Below are 24809 nucleotides of genomic sequence, written 5' to 3' on the forward strand. Positions count from 1 at the left end.
AAATTAATTTAAAATATAGCGCTGCACCACCTCAGCAACTCCATCATCATTATTTGAAGCAACGATTAAATCTGCTCTGTCTCTTAATTCCGGGGTTACGTTATCGACCCAAACTCCTAAACCTGCATATTCGATCATGGTCAGATCATTTCCGGCATTTCCTACGGCAATAATTTCGCTTTGATGAATGTTTAGTTTTTCTGCCAGAAGTTTTAAACTGGCCGCTTTATCTATTCCATTCTGTGCTGCTTCCAGGAAGAAAGGTTTTGACATGGCAACACTCAAATGAGGCATTGCTGCTTTTAAGTCAGCTTCTACTTCTTTTAGATAAGAAGGTTCCGCCAGCAAAATACATTTTACCGCAGGCTCTGTAACCGCTTCTTTAAAACCAGCTACTTTATTATGTGGTAATCCGGTAATTTCTTTTTCAACATCAATATATTCCGAATCGGTTTCGCTTATAATTTCACCATCCAGATAGGTAATAATATGAGTATTCTTTTTTACACTGTAGTCATACAGCTCATGGATTTGTTCAACGGTTAATTTTTGTTCGAACAAGATAACATCATCTTTAACCGTACTGATGATCGCTCCGTTAAACGAAATTATATACGAGTCATTCAAATCCAGTTCTAACTCCTTAGCATAAGCAGTCATCGCCGATGTTGGCCTGCCTGAAGCCAAAACAACGTAAACGCCTTTTGACTGTGCCTCCAGCAGTACTTTTTTATTAAGTTCCGAAATTTTATGATCGTCTGTCAACAAGGTATCATCCATGTCGAGCACTAACATTTTATATTGCATATTTTTTTTTCAGTTTGCAGTCTCAGTGTTCAGTCTCTGTACACTAAAACTTTTCACATCTCCCATTTTACATCTTACAAAAAAATGTGACTATTGGATATTCATTCTAAATTCTTCAATAACAGGATTTGCTTTTGCGAAATCAGTTTCCTGAATAAATACTTCTACTGCTAAATCAGATCCGCCATATCCTCCCATACGAGCCGACTGGATGTTATCTTTTTTTACCGTTTCTACTCCGGCTTCTTCTAATCTTTCTTTCAAAGCAATTGCTAACACTTCACTCCCTGAAAACACTTTCATTAATCCCATGACATTTTATTTTTTATCGTTTAATTATTCTTCCTCTTCAATATCATCCTCATCTTCATCAAGCTCCTCTTCTCCTTCATCCTCCATATCAAAAAGATAAGGTTCTACTAACATTTTGTCGGCTAGGATTTCGATACGCTCGGTCAGTTCTTCAGCAAAAATAATTCGCTGTACTTTAGCGATACTGTTTGAAATACGCATGATTTTAGTTTCATGACGCAATTTCAGAATTGGATCGGCATCATCCAGAATAAACATTTTCAGACGGTTTACATTGTAGCCCGCTGTTGTAAACATATCACTCAATTTATTTGGTGTCCCGATTAAAACGTCAATTCCCGTAGAAACATAATTTTTATCATAGTCCATATCGCCTTTATCGTGTACACCATAAACTTCAAGATTAGTATACTTTCCGTATTTTTCAAAAAGCGCTTCCATTTCCAACACTTTGGCTTTGTCTTCAACAATAATCAAAGCACGTGGCGATTCTTCGGTTTTTCCTGCCAATTGCTGAATGACATTTAATACAATTGTTGTCGATTTTCCGCTCTTTTCCGGGGAAAGAATGATACAATCAGCCCCACTTTTAATGGTCGAAAAAGTTTCCTGCTGCAATACATTTGCTTCTGTTAAACCATTCTCAATTAAAGCGTCTTGTAACTTCTCGTTTATTTTTTTCAGTTTCATTTTTTTTTATGCTTTAAGCTTTAAGCTATACGCTGTAAGCAAAAATTTATTTCGTTTTTATAAAAGCTTAAAGCCTAAAGCTTAAAGCGTATTGCGCGAAGCATCTACTTGCTTGCAAACATTTTCACATCGGTTTCCGAGATTTCACTTCCTCCTAAAATGATTAATCTTTCCACTACATTTCGAAGTTCACGGATATTTCCTGTCCAATCGTATTCCTGCAATAGTTTTATGGCTTTTGGCGAAAATACTTTTACCGAATTACCTTGTTCTGATGCAATTTTCTCAGTAAAATGAGTAATCAATGCCGGAATATCATCACGTCTCTCGTTCAATGGCGGTACTTTAATTAAAATTACTGCCAGACGATGGTACAAATCTTCACGGAAGCGGCCTTCTGCAATTTCAGTTTTCAGGTCTTTATTGGTGGCTGCTACCACACGCACATCGACTTTGATGTCTTTTTCAGCCCCAACTCTTGTGATCATATTTTCTTGGAGTGCACGTAACACTTTGGCTTGTGCCGAAAGACTCATGTCTCCAATTTCATCCAGGAAAATAGTTCCCTTATCGGCTGCTTCAAACTTTCCGGCACGATCTTTCACCGCCGATGTAAAGGCTCCTTTTACGTGTCCAAACAATTCGCTTTCGATCAATTCGCTTGGAATAGCCGCACAGTTTACTTCTATCAAAGGAAAATTTGAGCGCTCACTTTTTTCATGTAACTGATGTGCTACCAGCTCTTTTCCGGTTCCATTTGGACCTGTAATCAAAACTCTGGCTTCGGTTTGGGCTACTTTATCAATCATTACTTTAATATGACTGATCGCTTCGCTTTCCCCTACCATCTCATAGTTTTTACTAACCTTTTTCTTCAGAATCTTATTCTCTACTACGAGTTGTTTTTTATCTAAAGCATTACGAACAGTGTTCAGCAATCGATTCAAATCTGGTGGTTTCGAAATATAATCAAAAGCTCCTAAACGCATCGTGTGAATCGCGGTTTCCATATCGCCATGACCAGAGATCATAACCATTGGAATTTCCGGTTTAATCTTTTTTACTTCCTCTAAAACCTCAACCCCGTCTAATTTTGGCATTTTGATATCACACAATACCAAATCGTAATCATTGTTTTTTATTTTCTCAAGACCTGCTGCACCATCTTCAGCTTCATCTACCTGATATGTATCATTTTCTTCTGATAAAATTTTTACCAAAACTCTTCTGATGGACGCTTCGTCTTCTATAATTAGTATTTTACTCATTCTTTTGAGGTTCTAAGGTTCAGAGTTACTAAGGTTCTAAGGTTTTTCTATAAGAAGCTAAAAAACTTAGCATCTCAGAATCTTAGCATCTTAGCTACTTTAAAAATTAATATTTTAGCCATTTATACAATTCTTTCCAGGTTGGTTTTTTGCCGTACATTAAAATCCCTATTCGGTAAATTTTGGCGGCGAACCATACTACAAGGAAAAAGGTAGCAAACAATAATGATACCGAAATCGCAATTTGCCACCACGGCACTCCAAACGGAAGTCGCATTAACATGACAATTGGCGAGGTTAACGGAATCATCGAGAATACCACTGCAATGGTTCCATGAGGATCATTTACAACCGTAAAAAAACCAACATAGACACTCAAAATCAACGGCATAATGATCGGCAAAAGAAATTGCTGTGAGTCCGTTTGATTGTCCACTGCAGCACCGATAGCTGCGTAAAACGAACTGTATAAAAAATATCCTCCAATGAAATAAATCACAAAGCCAATGATAATACTGGCAATGGGTAAATTCCATAATTCACGAATATACATTTGAGCTGTTCCTGACATTTCATGCTGGGCAGACTGCATTAATTCCGGTGAGATTCTGGCTGTTGGACCAACATTTACTCCGAAAAAAGCCGATGCGGCAAACATTAATCCCAAACCTATGATGGCCCAAATCATAAATTGAAGCAATCCTGCAAGTGAAGTTCCCACAATTTTACCAATCATCAGCTGAAATGGTTTTACCGACGAAATAATAATTTCGATGATTCGGTTGGTTTTTTCTTCAATCACACTTCGCATGACCATATTGCCGTAAATGATAATAAACATCATAATCAGATACCCAAAAGCACCACCTATTCCGATTTTTATCTCATTCAATCCTTTTAAACTCTCTTCTCCGGATGCTTTTACCAAATGAATATTCACATCTGACTGCGCTTTTTGAATGGCCAAAGTATCCAGTTTTGCGGTTTCAAGATTTATTTTGGTAATTTTTGATGCAATTACATCCTGTGTTTTTTCGATAAAAGAAATACTGGGACTGTTATTCGAAATAAACTCAATTTTACTTTCTAAATCTGATAATTTACCGGTTTTTGGAATAACAATTAAACCGTCAAAGCTTTCGTTAGTAATACTGTCTTTTAGAGCTTTTGTATCAATTTCGGACAAATTGAGGTATTTAAACTCGGCTTCTTCCTTATTCTGTTTTAGAAAATCCTGTGCAAACAAACCTGTTTCGTCATGAATAGCGATTCTTTTTGTCTCTGCTTTCATTGAACTCAGATACCCAATGAATCCTGCGATTGCCACAAACAATAACGGACTCAAAAAGGTCATGACAACAAAAGACTTATTGCGCACTTTTGCAATAAATTCTCTTTTTATAATCAAAGAAATGATGCTCATAAATATTTTAATTTTCAAATTCCAAATTCCAGTTTCAGAGCGATCAAAATTGGAATTTGGAATTTATTTTTTGGAATTTTATTTTTTGTTTTCGGTAACTGTTTGAATAAAAATATCGTTTATGCTTGGTATTTTTTCTACAAAATGGGTAACCTGTCCGCGTTGCGTTAGTAAATGCAATAACTCATTTGGTGCTGCGTTTCCAATTTGAATATCCAGTTTCAGATCGTCATTTAAGGATTTAAAACTTGCCGGCGACACGGTGAATTTTTGTGTAATGTCATACATCAGGCCTTCTACATTATCCGTTAGAATACCCACTTCAAAACTATTGGTTCGGAATTGACGCTTAACATCACTTACTTTTCCTTCAATCAGTTTATTTGATTTATGAATTAAGGCAATATGATCACATAGTTCTTCTACACTTTCCATACGGTGTGTCGAAAAAATAATGGTAGCTCCCTGTTCTTTAAGTGCCAGAATTTCATCTTTAATTACGTTTGCATTCACAGGATCAAATCCCGAAAAAGGCTCGTCAAAAATCAGCAATTTAGGCTTGTGCAGCACACATACCACAAACTGAATTTTTTGCGCCATTCCTTTAGAAAGCTCTTGAATTTTCTTGTTCCACCAGCCCTGAATTCCAAGACGATCAAACCAATATTCCAATTGCATTTTTGCCTCAGCTTTAGAAAGTCCTTTCATTTGAGCCAAATACAAACATTGTTCTCCAACTTTCATCGAAGTATACAATCCTCTTTCTTCAGGAAGATAACCAATATGCTGTATGTGTTTGGGCTGTAATTTTTCTCCATCCAAAATCACTTCACCACCGTCAGGTAAAGTAATTTGATTTATAATTCGGATCAGGGAAGTTTTTCCGGCTCCATTGGGACCTAGTAGTCCATAAATACTACCTTTTGGTACATTTAATGAAACTTCGTTAAGCGCTACATAATCACCGTATTGTTTTACGACTTTATGTACTTCGAGTAAGTTGCTCATGCTATAATTAAGATTTTCTGCGTCAGTTTGACCATTGTGGCATTATGAATGTAAAAGTAAATAAATAGTATCGAAATCTTGTACTATTCACATAAAAAACCCATTCTACGGTTTGCTATAGAATGGGTTTCTTAAATTTATTGTTAATTCCTTTTAGAAAAAGTCCGATTTATGAAAACATATCTTTTACCTTTTCAAAAAATGATTTTTCTGATTTTTCAGGACTCGGAATAAAGTGATCGTCGTTAAGTGCATTTTCAAAAAATTGTTTTTGCTCTTTGTTCAACGTTTTTGGCGTCCATACATTTACATGAACTAACAAGTCTCCACTTCCGTAACCATTGATGCTTGGAATACCTTTTCCTTTTAATCTTAAGATTTTTCCGGATTGAATTCCTTCTTCTAATTTGATACGAACTTTTCCATTAATTGCTTCGATGTCTTTAGAAACTCCTAAAACGGCTTCCGGGAAACTGATGTATAAATCGTAATGAATGTTTTCGCCTTCACGTTTCAGAAACTCATGTTCCAATTCTTCAATAGCAACAATTAAATCACCAGGAATACTGTTTCCCGGAGCATCATTTCCTTTATTAGAAACTTTTAACTGCATGCCATCTACCACTCCCGCAGGAATTTTGATTGAAACAGTTTCGTCTTCCAAAACCATTCCCTGAGCATCCGCTTCAGATGGTCTTTTATCTAAAATCTGACCAGACCCGCCACAAGTAGGACAAGTTGACGCAGATTGCATTCTTCCTAAAATAGTGTTGGTTACACGCATTACCTGTCCCTGACCGTTACAAGTCGAACATGTTTTATAGGTAACTCCTTTAGCCTGAACTTTACGTTTTACTTTTACTTTTTTCTCAACACCATTTGCAATTTCTTCTAAAGTCAGTTTAACTTTAATTCGAAGATTGCTTCCTTTAGCACGACGAGGGCCACCGCCTCCGCCTCCGCCGAAACCACCAAATCCACCGCCAAAAATATCACCAAACTGGCTGAAAATGTCATCCATATTCATACCGCCGTGACCACCGCCAAATCCGCCAGAACCATCAAAAGCCTGATGTCCGTACTGATCGTATTTCGCTTTTTTGTTCGGATCGCTTAGTACTTCGTAAGCTTCTGCCGCTAATTTAAAGTTTTCTTCTGCCTCTTTGTCGCCCGGATTTTTATCCGGATGATATTTTAATGCACTTTTTCTATAAGCTTTTTTAATTTCGGCAGCGTCAGCATTTTTTGAAATGCCTAGTATTTCGTAAAAATCTTTTTTCATAATTTAGGTTAAATTGCTTCGCCAGTTCGCTAGCGCTTGTGTCCAAATTTAAAATTCCGAATTCCAATACTTTCAGAATATGTCATTTGTTTTTCTTAGTTCCCGATAACAACTTTAGGGAAACGAATAATTTTGTCTCCTAATTTGTAACCTTTTTCGATAACATCAACAATTTTCCCTTTTAATTTCTCAGACGGAGCCGGAATTTGGGTAATTGCCTCAGCAAAATCAGCATCAAAAGCATCACCTGCTTTTAATTCAACTTGCTCTAAACCTTTAGAAACTAAAGTATTTTTTAATTTTTCATGAATCAATTCAACTCCTTTTGTCAAAGTTTCATCTTCCGATTTATTGATCTCTACTATAGCTCTGTCAAAATCATCTAAAACTGGCAACATGGCCAATAAAACATCTTGATTTGCAGTTTTAAACAAATCGATACGCTCTTTTGAAGTTCTTTTTTTGTAATTTTCGAATTCAGCAAATAGTCTCAAAAACTTATCTTTTTCTTTTGCCAAGTCTTGAGCCAGTTGCTCTTCAACACTTAATTCTTCAACAATTAACTGCTCACCGTTGGCGTTGTTCTCTAACGTTACATCATCTAATTCCTGATCGAATTCTGTATTTTCCGTAGTCATATTACTTTTATTTTTAAAAATATTCTTAAACTTCATTTTTTATTCTTTCTTTTGGATTGCAAAAGTACTGCCAAATCTTTCAAAATGTCAAATTGTCACTTTATTAAAACTGAGTCATTTAAAAAGCAAAACAACCTTTTAAAATTTAGTATAATTTTAAGACTATCACGATATAGATTATAGTATATTTGAAATCCAATTGAAAACTAAATTATTACCTATCAAAATTGAATTTAAGGGTTAGCCTCGGCTTTGTAAATAATTATTAATTCAAGTTTACCTTATATTAAAAAAAGCTTCGCCTTATGAGACGAAGCTTTTTTTTATGATTTCTTTTGTGATTGTATTAGAACATTTTTTGACCATCTCGAATTCGCGAATTATTTCTAATGTGGCTTTTCAACCAAAATAAATTTACAGAATCTATGAGAGACAAAAACCTCCAACTTATCCAACTGACATAAAGAACTAAGTCAGTAAAGCAATAATCTTCAACAGAGGAAGCAAGACTATTATTGCACGGGCGGAGGGATTCGAACCCCCATCAACGGTTTTGGAGACCGCTATTCTACCCTTGAACTACGCCCGTATTTTGAAGTCGCAAATTAAACGCTTTTTTTCTCTTCCGGCAACTATTTCACCGCTTTTAATTCAATAAAAAATCAGCAACGCTACAGCTATTTACCTAACTTTTTCTTCTGCAACGAATTACAAAAAACATTCTTTGAACAGACCATTTACTAACGGATTTAAAAGTAAATCTGCTTGAAGTAAAAATCAAGCCAAACTTATCTTTTTTAGCCACGAATTCCCGAATTAGTTCTTAACAAGCCTACATAAAAACAAAAAATCTGCTTAATCTGCGTGAAAAGAATCACACCAGACTTGTCTCCCTTCCGCCACGAATTCTCGAATTAGTTCTTAACAAGCCTACATAAAAACAAAAAATCTGCTTAATCTGCCGAATATGCGTGAAAAAAATCACACCAGACTTATCTCCTTTCTGCCACGAATTCACGAATTAATTCTTAACAAGCCTACATAAAAACAAAAAATCTGCTTAATCTGCCGAATCTGCGTGAAAAAAATCACACCAGACTTGTCTCCCTTCCGCCACGAATTCTCGAATTAGTTCTTAACAAGCTTACGCAAAAACAAAAAATCTGCTTAATCTGCCGAATCTGTGTGAAAAATAATCACGTCAGACTTGTCTCCTTTCTGTTACGAATTCTCGAATTATTCCTTTTTTAGATCTCGTTTAAGCAAAAAAAATGCGCAAATTCGACTGAATCTGCGCAAAAAAATATTTTATTTCAGCATAAAAATCTAAGCCAGCAAAGCATTTTTCAATCCTTCAAAATCTACCGTAATCTGCTCGCCTGTTACCAGGTTTTTAAGTGAATACGAATTCGAAGCGATTTCCTGATCTCCTGCAATTACCGCGAAAGGAATCAGTCTTTTATCAGCATACTGAAACTGTTTCCCTACTTTTACGTTATCCGGATAAAGCTCTACTTTTATATTTTCCTGACGTAATTTCTGAATGGCCTGTGACGCATACAAAGCCTCTGCATCTCCGTAATTAATAAACAATGCTTTTGAAGTCGCCGAAACAGTTTCCGGGAACAACTGAAGTTCTTCTAAAACCAAATAAATACGATCTAGTCCGAAAGAAATTCCAACACCACTCATATTTTTCAAACCAAAAATACCCGTCAAATCGTCGTATCTTCCACCACCTCCGATAGAACCCATCGAAACTGATTTTGGAGCCGCTACTTCAAAAATGGCTCCGGTATAATAGTTTAATCCACGAGCAAGAGTCACATCTAAATCTAAAGTAGCTGTCGACAATCCCAAAGTTGCCACATTGTCACAAATAAATTTAAGCTCCTCCACTCCTTTCATTCCTTCTTCTGACGCTGCTAATAAATCGGAAAGCTGATTAATTTTATCTGCAAAAGTTCCGGTAAAACTAAAAAGAGGCTGCACTTTTACCAATGCTTCTTCAGAAATACCATTCTCGATCATTTCTTTTTTCACACCACCTTCACCAATTTTATCCAGTTTATCAAGAGCCACCGTAAAATCAATTAACTTATCAGAAGCACCAATCACCTCAGCAATTCCGGATAAAATTTTTCTGTTATTGATTTTAATGGTTACCCCTTCTAAACCTAATGCAGTAAAAACGGTATCGTATAATTGCACTAATTCTACTTCCTGCCACAACGATTTTGAGCCCACCACATCGGCATCACACTGGAAAAACTCTCTAAAACGCCCTTTTTGCGGACGATCAGCTCTCCAAACCGGCTGAATCTGATATCTTTTAAACGGAAACTCGATTTCATTCTGGTGTTGCACCACATATCTCGCAAATGGAACTGTTAAGTCATAACGCAATGCTTTTTCAGAAATTTGTTTTGTAAACGAATTTAATTCAACTCTTTCTGCAATAGTAATTTTATCAGCAGAAACAGCCTGAAGCTGCTCGATAGATTTTGGCAGTTCAATTTTACTTTTATTGTAGAAAAAATTTCCTGAATTTAATATTTTAAAAATCAAACGATCTCCTTCTTCCCCGTACTTCCCCATCAAAGTATCTGAATTTTCAAATGAAGGGGTTTCAATCGGCTGAAAGCCAAATTTCTCAAAATTATGTTTGATAACCTGAATAATATATTGACGTTTTGACACCTCCGCTGGTGAAAAATCTCTTGTTCCTTGTGGTATGCTTGGTTTTGAAGCCATTTTTTTAGATTATTAGATTTTTGGATCTTTAAATTATTAGATTTTTTTTGAATCTTAAAATTTAAAAATCTCCTTATGAATTACTGTCTTTTCAGAACTTCTTTTTCTCAGATTCTGAACGACTGCAAATATCTTACTTTTTAAAATAAATAATACCACTTCGAAAACAAACTTGTAACAAAAAACGTATTTTCGTGACAAATAGATCATGATGCTAAAATTATTTAAAGAAAATATCCGAATTGCTTTTGGTTCTATCAAAACTCAATTGCTGCGTACAATTCTTACCGTTTTAATTATTGCTATCGGAATTACTGCTTTGGTAGGAATCCTGACGGTCGTTACGGCACTTGAGAATACGGTTTCGACCAATTTTGCATCCATGGGTGCCAACACCTTTAACATCAATCAATACGAAAACAATCTAAAAAACAGAGGAGGAAACGAACGCGAAATCATCAATCCGATTATTTCTTACCCAGAGGCAGTAGCCTTCAAAAATAAATACAAATATCCTTTTACCGAAACTTCACTTTCTTTTACCGCTACCTCTAAAGCTGAAGTAAAATATTCAGACCAAAAAACCGATCCGGAAATTACGATTGTTGGTGTCGACGAGCATTTTATCTCTAATTCAGGTCTGGAAACTACTTTAGGCCGTTCTTTCAACCAATTCGACATTGAAAACAATACTTACTCGTGTGTTGTAGGTTCTGATTTTGAAAAAGGCTTACTAAAAGACGTTAATCCAATTGATAAAATTATCTCTATCCGTGGTGCCCGATTCAAAGTAATCGGTGTTTTAAAAGAAAAAGGTTCAACCTTCGGAAACAGTCAGGATTTACGTGTTTTAATTCCAATTCAGGTCGCACGATCTTTGTTTACTACACCAAAAATCAACTACACCATTAGCGTGATGGTTTCAAAAAAAGAACTTTTGGACGAAGCTGTAGACAATGCCACAAGTACGATGCGCAGGGTTCGCAAATTAAGCCCTGTTCGTGACAACAATTTTGGTATTGGGAGAAGTGACGATTTAATTAACCGAATTCTGGGAATCACCAAATATCTGGGATGGGCCTCCTGGATTATTAGTATCATCACGATTCTGGGGTCATCAATTGCTTTAATGAACATTATGATTGTTTCGGTTACAGAACGAACCCGTGAAATTGGCGTTCGAAAAGCCCTGGGAGCAACCAAAATAACGATTTCAGTACAGTTTTTTATCGAAACCTTATTAATTGGTCAAATAGGCGGCTTGGTTGGTATTGTATTAGGAATTCTTGTTGGATTTGCCTTTGCAGCCGCGATGAGTTTTGCTTTTGTAATTCCTTGGGTAGCTATCTTTGCTGCTTTTGCTACCAGTTTTATGGTTGCCATTGTTTCCGGTCTGTATCCGGCAATAAAAGCATCACAACTGGATCCGATTGAAGCATTACGATATGAATAATTTCTAGTTTTCAGTCGCGGTATTCAGTTGCAGTTTACAGTTAGTTGTATAACTGAAAACTGAGACTAAAAATTGAGACTGCGACTGCAAACTCAAACAGTTCCCTTAATCATACGATCATTATCGTAAATATCTTTTTTCAGTTCAATATTGTTGAAATTCATCTTTTCTAATAAATCAATCATCTCTTTCCCCAGATACTGATTGATTTCGAAGTACAATTGTCCGTTTTGTAAAAGATTTTCCCTGGCCAGCTCAGCAATTTTTCTGTAAAAAATCAAAGCATCATTATCGTCTACAAAAAGAGCAAGATGCGGCTCATAGTCCAAAACATTCTTTTTAATCTCTTCTTTTTCTAAATTCCGTACATAAGGCGGATTTGAAACAATGACATCAAAGTTGTGCTTCAATTCTTCTGTCTCTAAAATATCCTGAAGCATAAAAGTAACTTCAACTTTATTCCGGACCGCATTTCTTTTAGCAGTTGCTATAGCTTTTTTAGAAACATCAATTGCATACACTTCTGCATGGGGAAGGTTTTTTGCCAAAGAAATGGCAATGCAGCCACTGCCGGTTCCAATATCAAGAATCTTGATTTTTTTTGATTTAGTTCCTCCTGAATTATCATTAACAATCCATTCCACCAACTCTTCTGTTTCGGGACGGGGAATCAGAACATTTTCATTGACTTCGAAATCTAAGCCATAAAAATGAGTTTTACCTAACAAATACTGAATCGGAACTTCTTTCTTTAATTGCAGTACTAAAAAATCCCAAATCAGAAAATCATCTTCTGAAAAAGCCAATTCATGATTCAATGCCAAATCAATTTGTCGTAATTGATGCTTATCTTCAAGAATTAAATAAAAAAAACTTTCCGCTTCATACGCATCGTAAAAGGGTGATAAATCTTTAATGAACTGAGTCCGATATTGTTTGATTTTCATTTTGGGTATTTGAGCATTATTTTTCAGCCAAGGGCAACCGTATTACAAGATAAGTATTGTAACGTTAATTTGCTACACTAATTTCCTATAATTTTTTCAACATCCAAACAGGACAGGAACTGTGACCTGTGTTACCCATAGGAGCTTCTAAATATTCAAAACCTGATTTTACATATAATTTTTGCGCGGCATGCATAAAAGGCATCGTCTCGATATAACATTTTTCAAAACCAAAAATTTTCGCTTGCTCTAAACACTTCTTCATCATCACACTTCCAATTCCCAAGCCCCTGGTTTTCGGCAAGAAATACATCTTCTGCAACTCACAAATCTCCGGAGAACCATTTTCTAAAGGCGCAATTCCACAGCAGCCTATAATTTCATCTTCCTTTTCAACCACATAATAAACTGATTTCGGCTTATTGTATTCTTCAAACATTAAATCTAAATACGGATCTTCATAAGCAGTTCCTACTTTAGGTATTTCCATTTCATCAAATACGGATCGTATTAAATATGCAACTGCCTGATTGTCTTCTTTTTTAATAGCTCTAATAGTCCAATTTTCCATATTTCATTACTCCTTTAATGTCATTACAAAAGTAAAAATACTTTTTCGATAGTTGCTTAACTCCCCCAAAACTATCGGGACTAAACTCAAAATTAACTACTTTTGTATCGTGAATATACATGAAAAATACATAAAACGCTGCATCGAACTGGCTCAAAATGGTTTTGGAACTACTTATCCAAACCCCATGGTTGGGAGCGTAATTGTTTACAACAATCAGATCATCGGAGAAGGCTGGCACAAAAAAGCGGGAGAACCACATGCAGAGGTTAATGCCGTACGTTCTGTAAAAGACAAATCACTGTTAAGCAAAGCGACGATATACGTTAGTTTAGAACCTTGCAGCCATTTTGGGAAGACACCTCCATGCTGTGACTTAATTATAGAACATAAAATTCCACATGTGGTTGTTGGAACTGTTGATCCCAATGAAAAAGTAGCAGGAAAGGGTATCAAAAAACTAATCGAAGCCGGAGCAAATGTTACTGTTGGAGTTTTAGAAAAAGAATGTTACGAACTTAATAAACGCTTTTTTACTTTTCACCAAAAAAAGAGACCTTATATAATATTAAAATGGGCCGAAAGTCAGGATGGTTTTTTATCTCCTGAAAAACAAAAAAATGCAGAAAGAGAACCAATTTGGATCACCAATTCCTATTCCAGACAATTGGTTCACAAATGGAGAAGTGAAGAACAGGCAATTTTAGCGGGAACACAAACTGTTATTGATGACAACCCGAAATTAAATACCAGAGATTGGTCAGGGAATAATCCGGTGAGGGTTATTTTGGATCAAAATAACCGCATTTCGAAAGACAGTTTTGTTTTTGACGATAGCGTAAAAACCATCGTATTTACAAAATCTGAAACCAGCCTTCCAACAGAAAACACTACCTTTACAGTAATCGATTTTGAACGTAGCATTGTACCGCAGATCACAACAGCTTTGTATCAAAATCAGATTCAGTCTGTTATTATCGAAGGAGGCGCTAAGACTTTACAATCCTTTATAGACCAGAATATTTGGGACGAAGCCCGCATTTTTATTGGAAAAACCTCTTTCAAAAACGGAACTAAAGCACCACTTATTCCAAAAGATAACGTGACAAAAACCAATATTCTCGACGACGAATTATTAAACATTAGAAATCATGATTGATACTATAATTTTTGACTTTGGAGATATTTTCATCAATCTTGACAAACAGGCAACTATTTCGGGATTGCAGAAATTAGGATTAAAAGAATGGAATACAGAATTAGATCAATTGAATCTTTTGTTTGAAACCGGAGACATTTCAACTGAGGATTTTCTGACGGGCTTTCAAAAACAACTTCCAAATGCCACTACCGAACAAATTCTGGAAGCCTGGAACGCCATTTTAGCAGACTTCCCGTTATACCGACTGGAATTTTTACAACTGCTGTCTCAAAAATACCGCTTGTTTCTATTGAGTAATACTGACTCTATACATATTGAAACTTTCGAAAGTAAAACTGGTATTTCGTTTTACAGTGATTTTTATCAATGCTTTGAAAAAGTTTATTTTTCATTTGAAATTGGCATGCGAAAACCAAATGCAGAAGTCTTTCAATATCTCATCAACAAACACGAACTATCCCCAAAAAGAACTTTGTTTGTAGACGATAAAAAAGAAAATACAGATTCAGCCGCAGCACTGGGATTTCATGTCTGGAATTTACAAGTTGGACAAGAAGATGTTATTGATTTATTTGACAAACAAATCCTTTAACGTTTTCTGCCACAGATTAAAATGATTCTTTTTACGCCGATTGCGCCGATTTCATTACAATTATAATCTGTGACTAAAAAATCAACCCTAGTTTAGAAATCAATCATAAACACAAAAAGATAAAATCCATTTAATCTTTTTTAATCAGTGGCTAAAAAAAATCAAACTCAATTTGGAAATTAACGATACGTACCAGACCATTTCTTTTGAATCTGAAGAAGTGCTTTTAAAAGAAAAAAGCAGCAAATTCTTTGGCTATGCCTATCCTATCGAAAGTGAAGACGAGGTAAAACCTATTATTGAGAACTTAAAAAAGCAGCATCCCCATGCCGTACATTATTGTTATGCTTACCAATTAGGAACCGCACCAAAAATTTCCTACCGCGCCAATGACGACGGAGAACCCAGTAACACTGCAGGCGCACCAATTTACGGACAGATACAATCTTTTGGCGTAACCAACGTTTTAATTGTAGTGGTTCGGATTTATGGAGGAATTAAACTAGGTGTTGGCGGTCTGATCACTGCTTACAAAACAACAGCACAAATGGCGCTGGAAGCCTGTGAGATTATAGAAAAGACAATAGACGTTCACTTTTTAATCTCTTTTGATTACAAAAATATGAATCGGGTTATGCGGGTTATAAAAGAAAAAAAACTCGAAATTACAGCTCAGGAAATGGAGATTAATGAAGACTCAGGACTTCCAATTGGCAAAATAACAACCAAAACACGAAAAAAAAATGCCGAAACAATATTCGACATTTTTGATTTAATGTTTGAAATCGATATTAAAATTATATAATTTGACATTAAAAGCCGTCACATTTTAACAATTATACCAGTGTTTTAAATAATTCTAAAATGTAATCTGGAGGCGCTGTAGGACGACCCGTTTTTAACGAAATAAATACTAAAATAAACACAGCAGTTGTTAATAACTCATCTGCTTCATTATAGATTGCACAATCAAATTCAATCTTAACAGATGACTGACTTTTGAAAGCTGTATGAATAGTAAGAAGCTCATCATAACGTGCCGATTTTTTATAATTTATCTGCATTGAAACAATTGGCAATCCAATACCGCTTTCTTCCATGCTTTTATACGAAATCCCTTTATTTCTAAGCCATTCCACTCGTCCAATCTCAAAATATGGCACATAATTTCCGTGATAAACAACGCCCATTTGATCGGTTTCAGAGTAACGGACACGCACTTGCGTTTGATGATTTTTCATTATTTTCAGATTAAAAAAAATTAAGTTTAAAAAGTTTACTTACAACTTTTTTTTATAAAATTAGAGTTCAAAATATTTTTTTTTACAGAAATTTGTTCACATATTTGTTATCCCGAAATACGGAATAAAACTGCTCCTTTTTTATTAGGAGAATCTTTATCAATAATAAGAAAATTTATTTGAATCTATGACTAAAACTGCTCAATCGGTATGGGAAAACTGTTTGTCTTTTATAAAGGACAATATTCAAGATCAAGCATACAAAACTTGGTTTGAGCCAATCAAGTCAGTTGAACTAACCGATAACGCGTTATACATTCAAGTACCAAGTAAATTTTTCTACGAATGGCTCGAAGAGCATTACGTAAAATTATTGAAAGTTGCACTTACCAAAGAACTGGGAAAAAACGCAAAGTTACTCTATAAAATTAAAATGGAGAACACTTATGGAAATAAACAGCCGTTTACCGAGCAGCTGCCAAGTTCCAACAGAGTTCCAATGAAACCTCAAGAGGTTGATGCTCCGTTTAAAAACCTAAATCCTGAACTTAAGAATCCGTTTGTAATTCCGGGAATCCGAAATTTAAAAATTGAATCTCAGTTAAATCCAAATTACAGTTTTGATAATTTCCTTGAAGGAGATTCAAACCGTTTAGCCCGTTCTGCAGGTATGGCAGTTGCCAACAAGCCTGGAGGAACTTCCTTTAATCCGTTATTGATTTTTGGAGGAGTTGGATTAGGAAAAACACACTTGGCACATGCTATAGGTGTGGAAGTAAAAGACAAATACCCTGAAAAAACGGTTTTATACATTTCTGCCGAAATTTTCACGCAGCAATATATTGATTCTGTTAAAAAGAACAATCGTAATGATTTTATTCATTTTTATCAGTTAATCGATGTTTTAATTATTGACGACGTTCAGTTTTTATCCGGAAAATCAGGAACTCAGGATGTATTCTTCCATATTTTCAATTATTTACATCAAAACGGAAAACAGGTAATCCTTACTTCTGACAAGGCACCTGTTGACATGCAGGATATCGAGCAGCGTTTATTATCCCGTTTCAAATGGGGGCTTTCTGCCGAGCTGCACCAACCGGATTACGAGACTCGTATCTCTATCTTAAAAAACATACTATATCGTGATGGTGTTGAAATGCCGGAAGATATTATTGAATATGTAGCACGTAACATCAAGAGTAACGTTAGAGAATTAGAGGGAGCCATTATTTCCTTAATTGCTCAGTCTTCATTCAATAAAAAAGAAGTTACTATTGAGTTAGCCAAAAGTGTTGTAGAGAAATTTGTTAAAAATGTAAAGAGAGAAATCTCTATCGATTATATTCAAAAAATTGTGTCTGATTATTTCCAGTTGGATGTTGAAACACTTCAATCTAAAACCCGAAAGAGGCACGTGGTACAGGCGAGACAATTGGCCATGTTTTTTGCAAAGAAATTCACAAAAGCTTCTTTGGCAAACATTGGCTCACAAATTGGAGATCGCGACCACGCTACCGTATTACACGCTTGCAAAACAGTTGACAATTTAGTTTCTACAGACAAACAATTCAAAAAATTTGTCGAAGACATCAACAAAAAACTAACGCTATAAACGCGCATCATGCCAGTAAGAATTTTAATGGTTTGTTTGGGAAACATTTGCAGATCACCTTTAGCTGAAGGTATTTTAGCTTCAAAATTACCCAAAAATAATTTCATCGTTGACTCAGCCGGAACCGGATCCTGGCATGTAGGACACTCCCCTGATAAACGATCTATAGCAGTAGCCAAAAAAAACGGCCTCGACATTGGAAACCAAAAAGGAAGACAATTCAAACCTGCTGACTTCAATACTTTTGATTACATCTACGTGATGGATTCTTCTAACTATGACGACGTTATAAAACTGGCTCAGACTGAAGAACATAAAAACAAAGTCCGTCTGATTTTAGACGAATTATTTCCCGATGAAAACGTAGATGTTCCGGATCCTTACTTTGGCGTTACCAACGGATTTGAAAATGTATATCAAATGTTAGACGAAGTAACCGATATCATCTCGAAGAAACTTATCGAAAAACATTCATAAGCTCTTCTTTTCCTAACAAAATAAAAAGACATCTATGAAACTCCTGGGAAAACTATACTTAATTCCAACAACAATGGGCGAAAGCGACCCTATGGATGTTTTACCTCAAACTGTCAAAAGAAGTATCGATTTTATAGATCACTATATCGTTGAAAACGAAAAAACGGCCCGTAAATCCATAAAAGCAGTCTCGCCGGAAAAAAAACAATCAGAACTGATTCTTTTTACCCTTAATAAACGTACAGAAGCAAGCGAACATTTAGACTTCATCAAACCTTTGCTGGAAGGAAAAAATGTTGGATTAATGAGCGAAGCCGGCTGTCCCGGTGTTGCTGATCCCGGTGCCGTAATTGTAAAGCTGGCACATGAAAAAGGAATTCAGGTGGTACCTTTAGTGGGGCCTTCTTCTATTTTATTAGCTATGATGGCTTCCGGAATGAACGGACAAAGTTTTACTTTCAATGGCTATTTACCTATTGATAAAGACGAAAAAAAATCAGCAATTCGTCATTTCGAAAGATTATCACAAGATAAAAACCAATCACAGCTTTTTATTGAAACTCCGTATAGAAACAACAAATTAATCGAAGATCTTTTACAGATTTTAAATCCATCAACACATCTTTGTATTGCAACAGATATTACTTTACCAACAGAATTCATTAAAACAATGCGGGTTTCTGATTGGAAAAAGCTAAAAATAGATATTGACAAACGCCCTACCATTTTTATTATTCATAAAATGTAAACTATTAAACCGTATTCATAATGAAAAAGTTTCTTCTTCTACTTCTGATCTGCTTTGTCCAAATTACATTTTCGCAAACCAATAAAGAATCTGAAAAAACAACAGCAAGTTCAATTTCGAATGACAATACTGTCTATGATCTCAAAGGAATAGAGGAAAAACCCGAATACCCTGGCGGTGTCACTGAATTCACTGCCTTCCTTAACAGAAATTTTATAAAACCCGCTGAAAAACCAACTCTAACAGGAAAAATCTACTTCACTTTTATCATCGAAAAAGACGGTTCTGTTAGTGATATAAAGATTATAAGAGATCTTGGGTTTAAAACCGGAGATGAAGCAACCCGTGTTTTAAAGTCTGCTGCAAAATGGAAGCCCGGCAAGCATAAAACAAAAGAAGTAAGAACCTTGAATACAGGCGCGATAACTATAAGCTAGACAAGATTCATCTGTATCACTCACAAGTTTTCCCCTAATCAAACTTTATCATGAGTAAACTTCCCAATGTAACCACCAGTATTTTTACGGTCATGTCTAAAATGGCAGCGGAATACAACGCAATAAATCTCTCACAAGGATTCCCGAATTTCCCTGTTGATGAAAGATTGACCGATATCATTGCGCGATTAGCAAAAGAAAACGTACACCAATATACTCCAATGGCAGGATTTCCTCCATTAATGGAACAAATAGCACAATTGGTTCAGAAATCTTATAACAGAACCATTCATCCGGAAACTGAAATTCTGGTAACAGCGGGAGCCACTCAGGGAATTTTCACTACAATTTTAGCTTTGGTCAAAACCGGTGATGAAGTCATCATTCTGGATCCGAGCTACGATTCGTATGAATCTCCTGTTTTGTTGTGCAACGCAAAACCTGTTCGTGTCGCCTTAAACGACGATTACACCCCAAATTGGGAAACAATAGAAAAAGCCTGTTCTTCAAAAACGAAGATGATTATCATCAACAATCCGCATAATCCAACAGGTAAAATTTTGACTCAGGATGATTTTTCTCACTTAGAGAGACTATTATCCAAACATCCTGACCTTCTTGTCCTGTCTGATGAAGTTTACGAATACATTACTTTTGAAGAAAAACACATTTCGGCGCATACCAAAGAATTTCTTTTAAACCGTTGTATCATGGTTTCTTCTTTTGGAAAATCATTTCATATTACGGGATGGAAAATTGGCTACACCGTTGCTCCGGAACATTTAATGAAGGAAATTAAAAAAGTACATCAGTTTCTGGTTTTTAGTGTGAATAGTATTTCACAGGCTGCCATCAGTCAATATCTGGAGATTGTCGATGTCAATTTACTTGGAAAGTTCTATCAGGAAAAAAGAGATTATTTTCAAAAACTACTTCAAAATAGCCGATTTGAATTAAAACCCTGCGAAGGAACTTATTTTCAGGTGGCTTCTTATGCCAATATTTCAGCCGATGACGATGTTACTTTCTGTAAAAAATTAATCACAGAACATGGCGTCGCCGCAATTCCGATTTCTACTTTTTATTCCGACCACAAAGATCAAAAGCTGATTCGCTTTTGCTTTGCTAAAGACAATTTCACACTAGAAGCTGCCGCAAAAAAATTAGGTAATATTTAAAGTTTATTAAAATTTTATAACATTATTATGCGTGCATCCTATTTATTTAATTAATATTGTAATAAAAAGAAATACATATGAGCTATACAGATAAAATGTTAAGAGATGATGCTTTAAAAGGCAAAGTTATTGTTGTTACAGGTGGAGGAAGCGGTTTAGGAAAAGCCATGACCAAATACTTTTTAGAATTAGGGGCTCAGGTAGCCATTACTTCAAGAGATTTAGAAAAGCTTAAAAACACTGCCGCTGAACTTGAAACTGAAACCGGAGGAAAATGTTTACCGCTTCAATGTGACGTTCGTCATTACGAAGAAGTGGAGAACATGCTTCAGGAAGTTTTAAAAACTTTTGGAAAGGTTGATGTTCTTTTGAACAATGCAGCCGGAAATTTCATCTCGCCAACAGAACGTTTATCTGCGAATGCTTTTGACACCGTTATTGATATTGTATTAAAAGGCACAAAAAACTGTACACTTGCGTTTGGAAAACACTGGATTGACACCAAACAAACCTCTGCTACGATTTTAAATATTGTTACAACTTATGCCTGGACAGGTTCAGCCTATGTAGTACCTAGTGCAACCGCAAAAGCGGGAGTACTGGCAATGACCCGTAGTTTAGCCGTTGAATGGGCAAAATACGGAATTCGTTCTAACGCAATTGCTCCGGGGCCATTCCCTACAAAAGGAGCCTGGGATCGATTACTACCGGGAGATCTTGCCGAAAAATTCGATATGGCGAAAAAAGTACCTTTAAAACGTGTAGGCGATCATCAGGAATTGGCTAATCTTGCAGCTTATTTAGTTTCAGATTTTTCAGCTTATGTAAATGGAGACGTTATTACAATTGATGGAGGAGAGTGGTTAAAAGGTGCCGGACAGTTTAATTTACTAGAAGCAATCCCGGAAGAACTTTGGGATCAGCTTGAAATGATGATTAAAGCCAAAAAGAATAAATAATTACAAGTGCTTACTAAATTCAGAATATTTTATTAAAACTATACTGATTGCACCAAATCCCGATGGCATTGCTATCGGGATTTTTTTTGCATAGTTCCTGTAATCCTTTCAAAACCTTAGTTAAACTTATCCGCATAAATTCAATTTTAAAGTTCGGATACCATTATGAATCCACTTAAATTATTATTTTTGCCGAACAAATATATAACACAAATTTTATGCTCATTATTGGACTTGCAGGAGGAACAGGAAGTGGAAAAACGACAGTAGTACACCAAATCATGAATGAATTACCGGACACAGAAGTGGGTGTAATTTCTCAGGATTCGTATTATAAAGAGACTAACAATTTGTCATTTGACGAAAGAGCATTAATCAATTTCGACCACCCGCGTGCGATCGATTTTGAATTGCTGGTAAAACACCTTAAAGCTTTAAAAGCAGGGGAAACCATAGACCAGCCTGTATATTCTTTCATACAGCACAACAGAACCGACGATACGGTTTCAACTCACCCAAGAAAAGTAATGATTGTTGAGGGAATTTTAATTCTAACCAATCCGGAATTACGTGATCTTTTTGACATCAAAATTTTTGTTCATGCCGACTCAGACGAAAGATTAATCCGTCGTTTAAAAAGAGACATTTCAGAACGCGGACGTGATATTGACGAGGTTTTAACACGTTATCAAAACACCTTAAAGCCAATGCACGAACAGTTTATAGAACCTTCTAAGGCTTTCGCCGACATTATAATTCCAAACGACAAATACAATACCGTGGCCATTGATGTAGTCCGGGCTGTAATTAATCAGCGAATTTTATAATTTTTATTGTAAATTTAATGCATCAAAATTAGAAGATACATTTCACCTTTTGTGCCCGAAAATGGCACAAAAGGATTATCACTTATATCAAAACCAAAACATCAATCGAAATTATAAAACGCAATCGGTTAAATGAAAATTAAAAACCCATATAAAGACAAAAAATGGTTTAAACTCCTGGGCAACAAATACGTTTGGGTGTTGCTCTTTTTTGTAATATGGATGTTATTCTTAGATAATTATTCTTATTTTGATCATCGTTTTCTGGACAACCAGATTCATGAATTACAAGACAATAAAAAATACTATCAGGACGAAATAAAAAAAGATCAGGAACAGATCAAACAGCTCAAAAATCCTGAACAAATTGAAAAATATGCCCGCGAAAAGTACTTTATGAAAAAAGACAGCGAAGATATTTACATCATACATTTTGAAGGAGATACCATTCAAGATAAAGAATAACCCGAAAAAATACACAATGGCCACTACCCTGTTCGACGATTTTAGCCCTATTTCATCCAAACAATGGAAACAAAAAATTCAGTTTGAATTAGATGGAGCCGATTACAACCAAACCGTAATTTGGAATTCTCCCGAAGACATTCAGGTAAAACCATTTTACCACACTGATGAATTTACAAAGGCCGCAACGGTAAAAACTCAGGTATCCGACTTTAAAATTTGCCAGAACATTTTTGTTTATGATATTGATAAATCAATTCAAAGAGCCATCAATACACTTGAAAGAGGCGCTGAAAGTCTGCGTTTCACAATTGAAGACAAAACCATTGATGTTCAAAAATTACTGGAAACACTTCCTTTAGAAAATAGAATTGTTTACTTTAATTTGAATTTCATTTCAATCGATTTCGTAAAGCTATTGGACCAGATTTCAATTCAAAAGAAAGCCACTTTTTATTGCAATACTGATCCTATTGGACAATTGGCAAGAGAAGGAAACTGGTTTTCTACAGCAGATAAAAATAATTTTGAAACGCTGGAAAAAATTTCAAAAGCAACAGCCAACATTTCATTTTTAAGTATCGACTCAGGTTTGTATCAAAATGCAGGTGCTACTATCACGCAGCAAATTGCTTATAGCTTAGCACATGCCAATGAATATTTGAACCGCTTTCCGAATACTTTAAAACCAATTGTTTTTGAAGTTTCAGTAGGAACTAATTATTTCTTTGAAATTGCTAAACTTCGTGCATTGCGCATGCTTTTCAAATTAATCGCTGCTGAATATAATCCTGACTTAGAATGTCATTTATTAGTAACTCCTACCAAACGAAATAAAACGATTTACGATTACAATGTTAACATGTTGCGCACAACCACAGAATGCATGTCGGCCATTTTAGGCGGTGCAGATGCTGTAGCCAACCTTCCTTACGATTCTTTGTATCATAAAGACAATGAATTTGGTGATCGTATTGCCCGCAATCAATTACTGGTTTTAAAACACGAAAGCTATTTTGACAAGGTTGATAATCCGGCAGACGGAAGTTATTACATTGAAAGTCTGACGATGCAGCTGGCCGAAAAAAGTTTAACCCTGTTTAAAGACATTGAAGCAAATGGAGGATTCTTAAAACTTTTAAATGACGGAACGATCAAGAAGAAAATTCAGGAAAGTGCTGCAAAAGAACAGGAATTATTCGATTCTAAAAAGGAGATTCTCTTAGGTACGAACAAACATCCGAACAAAGAAGACAAAATGAAACATGATTTAGAATTGTTTCCTTTCGTAAAAATAAAACCAAGAAAAACATTAATTACTCCATTAATAGAAAAAAGATTAGCCGAAAAACTGGAGCAGGAGCGATTGGAACTTGAATGAAATTAATTTCAAATGACTATATTTGAGTATAAATCAAAATAATTATGGAAGCGATCAGACAAATACTATCAGTTAAAAATCATTCCATAACCATAATTCTGCCGGACGATTTTGTAGCAAATGAAGTTGAAGTAATTATTTTACCGGTACAGCATGATGACTATAAAATTCCACAATGGCAAATTGATCAGGTTAGGGAAAGAACCGAAAACTATTTAAAAAAACCTGACAATGTCTCTGACATTGATGATTTTTTAAAAGAAATCGAAAATGATCTATAAAGTAGTCATTATTGAAGAGGCAAAAGCAGATTATAAAAATTCCTTGCTTTATTATAAAAATATACATCCAAAATTAGGTAACAAATTCAATGATTCCTTTAAAAAAAGTATCTCAATCCTTAAAAGTAATCCATTATCTTTTCAGATTAGATATGACAATATTCGAATCATCTTTTTAAAAACGTTTCCATACGCGATACATTATTCTATTTATAAAAACAGCATCGTAATTAAATCTATTTTTCACACATCGAGAGATAGTGAATTAAACTTATTCTAAATAACATTTTTAC

Annotated in this window: 27 protein-coding genes and 1 tRNA gene; 15 read left to right on the forward strand and 13 right to left on the reverse strand. The window is 35.3% G+C overall.

Going from position 1 to position 24809, the window contains the following annotated elements; all coding sequences use genetic code 11:
• Positions 1–3 precede the first annotated feature (3 nt).
• The 10 genes from BHE19_RS13300 to hisS all read right to left on the reverse strand — a co-directional run bounded on the left by BHE19_RS13300 (position 4) and on the right by hisS (position 10182).
• Positions 4–807, reverse strand: coding sequence for a Cof-type HAD-IIB family hydrolase (locus BHE19_RS13300; RefSeq protein WP_070907510.1), 804 nt, complete (start codon positions 805–807; stop codon positions 4–6).
• A gap of 90 nt (positions 808–897) precedes the next feature.
• The gene (locus BHE19_RS13305) at positions 898–1119 is read right to left on the reverse strand and encodes a putative signal transducing protein (protein ID WP_017495103.1); all 222 of its coding nucleotides are present in this window, start codon (positions 1117–1119) and stop codon (positions 898–900) included.
• A gap of 24 nt (positions 1120–1143) precedes the next feature.
• Positions 1144–1809 carry a DEAD/DEAH box helicase gene (locus BHE19_RS13310; RefSeq protein ID WP_070907511.1) on the reverse strand — a complete coding sequence of 222 codons (666 nt, stop codon included), beginning with the start codon at positions 1807–1809 and terminating at the stop codon, positions 1144–1146.
• A 104-nt stretch (positions 1810–1913) separates the two neighbouring features.
• Positions 1914–3077, reverse strand: coding sequence for a sigma-54-dependent transcriptional regulator (locus tag BHE19_RS13315; protein ID WP_070907512.1), 1164 nt, complete (start codon positions 3075–3077; stop codon positions 1914–1916).
• 106 nt (positions 3078–3183) lie between these two features.
• On the reverse strand, positions 3184–4500 hold the full coding sequence (locus BHE19_RS13320) for an ABC transporter permease (protein WP_070907513.1): 1317 nt from the start codon (positions 4498–4500) through the stop codon (positions 3184–3186).
• A gap of 78 nt (positions 4501–4578) precedes the next feature.
• Positions 4579–5508: an ABC transporter ATP-binding protein gene (locus BHE19_RS13325; protein WP_070907514.1), complete on the reverse strand. Its 930-nt coding sequence runs from the start codon at positions 5506–5508 to the stop codon at positions 4579–4581.
• Positions 5509–5677: 169 nt separating this feature from the next.
• Positions 5678–6790, reverse strand: coding sequence for a molecular chaperone DnaJ (dnaJ, locus tag BHE19_RS13330; RefSeq protein ID WP_017495097.1), 1113 nt, complete (start codon positions 6788–6790; stop codon positions 5678–5680).
• Positions 6791–6885: 95 nt separating this feature from the next.
• Positions 6886–7464 carry a nucleotide exchange factor GrpE gene (locus tag BHE19_RS13335; protein ID WP_017495096.1) on the reverse strand — a complete coding sequence of 193 codons (579 nt, stop codon included), beginning with the start codon at positions 7462–7464 and terminating at the stop codon, positions 6886–6888.
• A 482-nt stretch (positions 7465–7946) separates the two neighbouring features.
• A tRNA-Trp gene (locus BHE19_RS13340) sits at positions 7947–8017 on the reverse strand.
• Positions 8018–8754: 737 nt separating this feature from the next.
• On the reverse strand, positions 8755–10182 hold the full coding sequence (gene hisS / locus BHE19_RS13345) for a histidine--tRNA ligase (RefSeq protein ID WP_070907515.1): 1428 nt from the start codon (positions 10180–10182) through the stop codon (positions 8755–8757).
• 208 nt (positions 10183–10390) lie between these two features.
• On the opposite strand from hisS, the gene BHE19_RS13350 reads away from it, so the two are divergent.
• Positions 10391–11635 carry an ABC transporter permease gene (locus tag BHE19_RS13350; RefSeq protein WP_070907516.1) on the forward strand — a complete coding sequence of 415 codons (1245 nt, stop codon included), beginning with the start codon at positions 10391–10393 and terminating at the stop codon, positions 11633–11635.
• 92 nt (positions 11636–11727) lie between these two features.
• Here BHE19_RS13350 and prmC read toward each other — a convergent pair whose 3' ends face one another.
• Both prmC and BHE19_RS13360 read right to left on the reverse strand, forming a co-directional pair.
• Positions 11728–12582 carry a peptide chain release factor N(5)-glutamine methyltransferase gene (prmC, locus tag BHE19_RS13355; protein ID WP_070907517.1) on the reverse strand — a complete coding sequence of 285 codons (855 nt, stop codon included), beginning with the start codon at positions 12580–12582 and terminating at the stop codon, positions 11728–11730.
• Between the two features lie 85 nt (positions 12583–12667).
• The gene (locus tag BHE19_RS13360) at positions 12668–13153 is read right to left on the reverse strand and encodes a GNAT family N-acetyltransferase (RefSeq protein WP_070907518.1); all 486 of its coding nucleotides are present in this window, start codon (positions 13151–13153) and stop codon (positions 12668–12670) included.
• Between the two features lie 109 nt (positions 13154–13262).
• Here BHE19_RS13360 and ribD point away from each other — a divergent pair, with 109 nt between their 5' ends.
• The 3 genes from ribD to BHE19_RS13375 all read left to right on the forward strand — a co-directional run bounded on the left by ribD (position 13263) and on the right by BHE19_RS13375 (position 15712).
• A complete protein-coding gene (ribD, locus tag BHE19_RS13365; protein WP_070907519.1) occupies positions 13263–14312 on the forward strand; it encodes a bifunctional diaminohydroxyphosphoribosylaminopyrimidine deaminase/5-amino-6-(5-phosphoribosylamino)uracil reductase RibD in 1050 nt (349 codons plus the stop codon).
• Positions 14305–14907 carry an HAD family hydrolase gene (locus BHE19_RS13370; RefSeq protein WP_070907520.1) on the forward strand — a complete coding sequence of 201 codons (603 nt, stop codon included), beginning with the start codon at positions 14305–14307 and terminating at the stop codon, positions 14905–14907. Before ribD ends, BHE19_RS13370 begins: the two co-directional genes overlap by 8 nt.
• A gap of 172 nt (positions 14908–15079) precedes the next feature.
• Positions 15080–15712, forward strand: a complete 633-nt coding sequence (locus BHE19_RS13375; RefSeq protein WP_070907521.1) for an IMPACT family protein — start codon at positions 15080–15082, stop codon at positions 15710–15712.
• Positions 15713–15743: 31 nt separating this feature from the next.
• Here BHE19_RS13375 and BHE19_RS13380 read toward each other — a convergent pair whose 3' ends face one another.
• Positions 15744–16148 carry an acyl-CoA thioesterase gene (locus tag BHE19_RS13380; protein WP_070907522.1) on the reverse strand — a complete coding sequence of 135 codons (405 nt, stop codon included), beginning with the start codon at positions 16146–16148 and terminating at the stop codon, positions 15744–15746.
• A gap of 187 nt (positions 16149–16335) precedes the next feature.
• Between BHE19_RS13380 and dnaA the strand changes: the two genes are divergently transcribed.
• The 11 genes from dnaA (at position 16336) to BHE19_RS13435 (ending at position 24796) form a co-directional block, all read left to right on the forward strand.
• Positions 16336–17763 carry a chromosomal replication initiator protein DnaA gene (gene dnaA, locus BHE19_RS13385; RefSeq protein WP_017498620.1) on the forward strand — a complete coding sequence of 476 codons (1428 nt, stop codon included), beginning with the start codon at positions 16336–16338 and terminating at the stop codon, positions 17761–17763.
• A 9-nt stretch (positions 17764–17772) separates the two neighbouring features.
• Entirely contained in the window at positions 17773–18240 is a 468-nt protein-coding gene (locus tag BHE19_RS13390) for a low molecular weight protein-tyrosine-phosphatase (protein WP_026110208.1), read from the forward strand.
• Between the two features lie 34 nt (positions 18241–18274).
• Positions 18275–18988, forward strand: coding sequence for an SAM-dependent methyltransferase (locus BHE19_RS13395; RefSeq protein ID WP_070907523.1), 714 nt, complete (start codon positions 18275–18277; stop codon positions 18986–18988).
• A 20-nt stretch (positions 18989–19008) separates the two neighbouring features.
• Entirely contained in the window at positions 19009–19425 is a 417-nt protein-coding gene (locus BHE19_RS13400; RefSeq protein WP_070907524.1) for an energy transducer TonB, read from the forward strand.
• A 50-nt stretch (positions 19426–19475) separates the two neighbouring features.
• The gene (locus BHE19_RS13405; protein ID WP_070907525.1) at positions 19476–20603 is read left to right on the forward strand and encodes a methionine aminotransferase; all 1128 of its coding nucleotides are present in this window, start codon (positions 19476–19478) and stop codon (positions 20601–20603) included.
• Between the two features lie 77 nt (positions 20604–20680).
• The gene (locus BHE19_RS13410) at positions 20681–21562 is read left to right on the forward strand and encodes an SDR family oxidoreductase (RefSeq protein WP_017498625.1); all 882 of its coding nucleotides are present in this window, start codon (positions 20681–20683) and stop codon (positions 21560–21562) included.
• A gap of 218 nt (positions 21563–21780) precedes the next feature.
• Positions 21781–22389, forward strand: a complete 609-nt coding sequence (udk, locus tag BHE19_RS13415; protein ID WP_017498626.1) for a uridine kinase — start codon at positions 21781–21783, stop codon at positions 22387–22389.
• 132 nt (positions 22390–22521) lie between these two features.
• Complete coding sequence (locus BHE19_RS13420) at positions 22522–22854, forward strand: FtsB family cell division protein (RefSeq protein WP_017498627.1); 333 nt, start codon at positions 22522–22524, stop codon at positions 22852–22854.
• Between the two features lie 16 nt (positions 22855–22870).
• Positions 22871–24235, forward strand: a complete 1365-nt coding sequence (locus BHE19_RS13425) for a methylmalonyl-CoA mutase subunit beta (RefSeq protein ID WP_070907526.1) — start codon at positions 22871–22873, stop codon at positions 24233–24235.
• A 44-nt stretch (positions 24236–24279) separates the two neighbouring features.
• Entirely contained in the window at positions 24280–24516 is a 237-nt protein-coding gene (locus BHE19_RS13430; RefSeq protein ID WP_070907527.1) for a hypothetical protein, read from the forward strand.
• Entirely contained in the window at positions 24506–24796 is a 291-nt protein-coding gene (locus BHE19_RS13435) for a type II toxin-antitoxin system RelE/ParE family toxin (protein ID WP_070907528.1), read from the forward strand. The genes BHE19_RS13430 and BHE19_RS13435 overlap by 11 nt, the downstream gene beginning before the upstream one ends.
• Positions 24797–24809 lie beyond the last annotated feature (13 nt).

It is taken from the genome of Flavobacterium tructae (assembly GCF_001853485.1).
Lineage (GTDB): Bacteria > Bacteroidota > Bacteroidia > Flavobacteriales > Flavobacteriaceae > Flavobacterium > Flavobacterium tructae.

Excerpts from the sequence above, each read along its gene's own strand:
- BHE19_RS13300 (WP_070907510.1), bottom strand. The coding sequence starts at position 807 with ATGCAATATAAAATGTTAGTGCTCGACATGGATGATACCTTGTTGACA.
- BHE19_RS13305 (WP_017495103.1), bottom strand. The coding sequence starts at position 1,119 with ATGGGATTAATGAAAGTGTTTTCAGGGAGTGAAGTGTTAGCAATTGCT.
- BHE19_RS13310 (WP_070907511.1), bottom strand. The coding sequence starts at position 1,809 with ATGAAACTGAAAAAAATAAACGAGAAGTTACAAGACGCTTTAATTGAG.
- BHE19_RS13315 (WP_070907512.1), bottom strand. The coding sequence starts at position 3,077 with ATGAGTAAAATACTAATTATAGAAGACGAAGCGTCCATCAGAAGAGTT.
- BHE19_RS13320 (WP_070907513.1), bottom strand. The coding sequence starts at position 4,500 with ATGAGCATCATTTCTTTGATTATAAAAAGAGAATTTATTGCAAAAGTG.
- BHE19_RS13325 (WP_070907514.1), bottom strand. The coding sequence starts at position 5,508 with ATGAGCAACTTACTCGAAGTACATAAAGTCGTAAAACAATACGGTGAT.
- dnaJ (WP_017495097.1), bottom strand. The coding sequence starts at position 6,790 with ATGAAAAAAGATTTTTACGAAATACTAGGCATTTCAAAAAATGCTGAC.
- BHE19_RS13335 (WP_017495096.1), bottom strand. The coding sequence starts at position 7,464 with ATGAAGTTTAAGAATATTTTTAAAAATAAAAGTAATATGACTACGGAA.
- hisS (WP_070907515.1), bottom strand. The coding sequence starts at position 10,182 with ATGGCTTCAAAACCAAGCATACCACAAGGAACAAGAGATTTTTCACCA.
- BHE19_RS13350 (WP_070907516.1), top strand. The coding sequence starts at position 10,391 with ATGATGCTAAAATTATTTAAAGAAAATATCCGAATTGCTTTTGGTTCT.
- prmC (WP_070907517.1), bottom strand. The coding sequence starts at position 12,582 with ATGAAAATCAAACAATATCGGACTCAGTTCATTAAAGATTTATCACCC.
- BHE19_RS13360 (WP_070907518.1), bottom strand. The coding sequence starts at position 13,153 with ATGGAAAATTGGACTATTAGAGCTATTAAAAAAGAAGACAATCAGGCA.
- BHE19_RS13370 (WP_070907520.1), top strand. The coding sequence starts at position 14,305 with ATGATTGATACTATAATTTTTGACTTTGGAGATATTTTCATCAATCTT.
- BHE19_RS13380 (WP_070907522.1), bottom strand. The coding sequence starts at position 16,148 with ATGAAAAATCATCAAACGCAAGTGCGTGTCCGTTACTCTGAAACCGAT.
- dnaA (WP_017498620.1), top strand. The coding sequence starts at position 16,336 with ATGACTAAAACTGCTCAATCGGTATGGGAAAACTGTTTGTCTTTTATA.
- BHE19_RS13390 (WP_026110208.1), top strand. The coding sequence starts at position 17,773 with ATGCCAGTAAGAATTTTAATGGTTTGTTTGGGAAACATTTGCAGATCA.
- BHE19_RS13395 (WP_070907523.1), top strand. The coding sequence starts at position 18,275 with ATGAAACTCCTGGGAAAACTATACTTAATTCCAACAACAATGGGCGAA.
- BHE19_RS13400 (WP_070907524.1), top strand. The coding sequence starts at position 19,009 with ATGAAAAAGTTTCTTCTTCTACTTCTGATCTGCTTTGTCCAAATTACA.
- BHE19_RS13405 (WP_070907525.1), top strand. The coding sequence starts at position 19,476 with ATGAGTAAACTTCCCAATGTAACCACCAGTATTTTTACGGTCATGTCT.
- BHE19_RS13410 (WP_017498625.1), top strand. The coding sequence starts at position 20,681 with ATGAGCTATACAGATAAAATGTTAAGAGATGATGCTTTAAAAGGCAAA.
- udk (WP_017498626.1), top strand. The coding sequence starts at position 21,781 with ATGCTCATTATTGGACTTGCAGGAGGAACAGGAAGTGGAAAAACGACA.
- BHE19_RS13420 (WP_017498627.1), top strand. The coding sequence starts at position 22,522 with ATGAAAATTAAAAACCCATATAAAGACAAAAAATGGTTTAAACTCCTG.
- BHE19_RS13425 (WP_070907526.1), top strand. The coding sequence starts at position 22,871 with ATGGCCACTACCCTGTTCGACGATTTTAGCCCTATTTCATCCAAACAA.
- BHE19_RS13430 (WP_070907527.1), top strand. The coding sequence starts at position 24,280 with ATGGAAGCGATCAGACAAATACTATCAGTTAAAAATCATTCCATAACC.
- BHE19_RS13435 (WP_070907528.1), top strand. The coding sequence starts at position 24,506 with ATGATCTATAAAGTAGTCATTATTGAAGAGGCAAAAGCAGATTATAAA.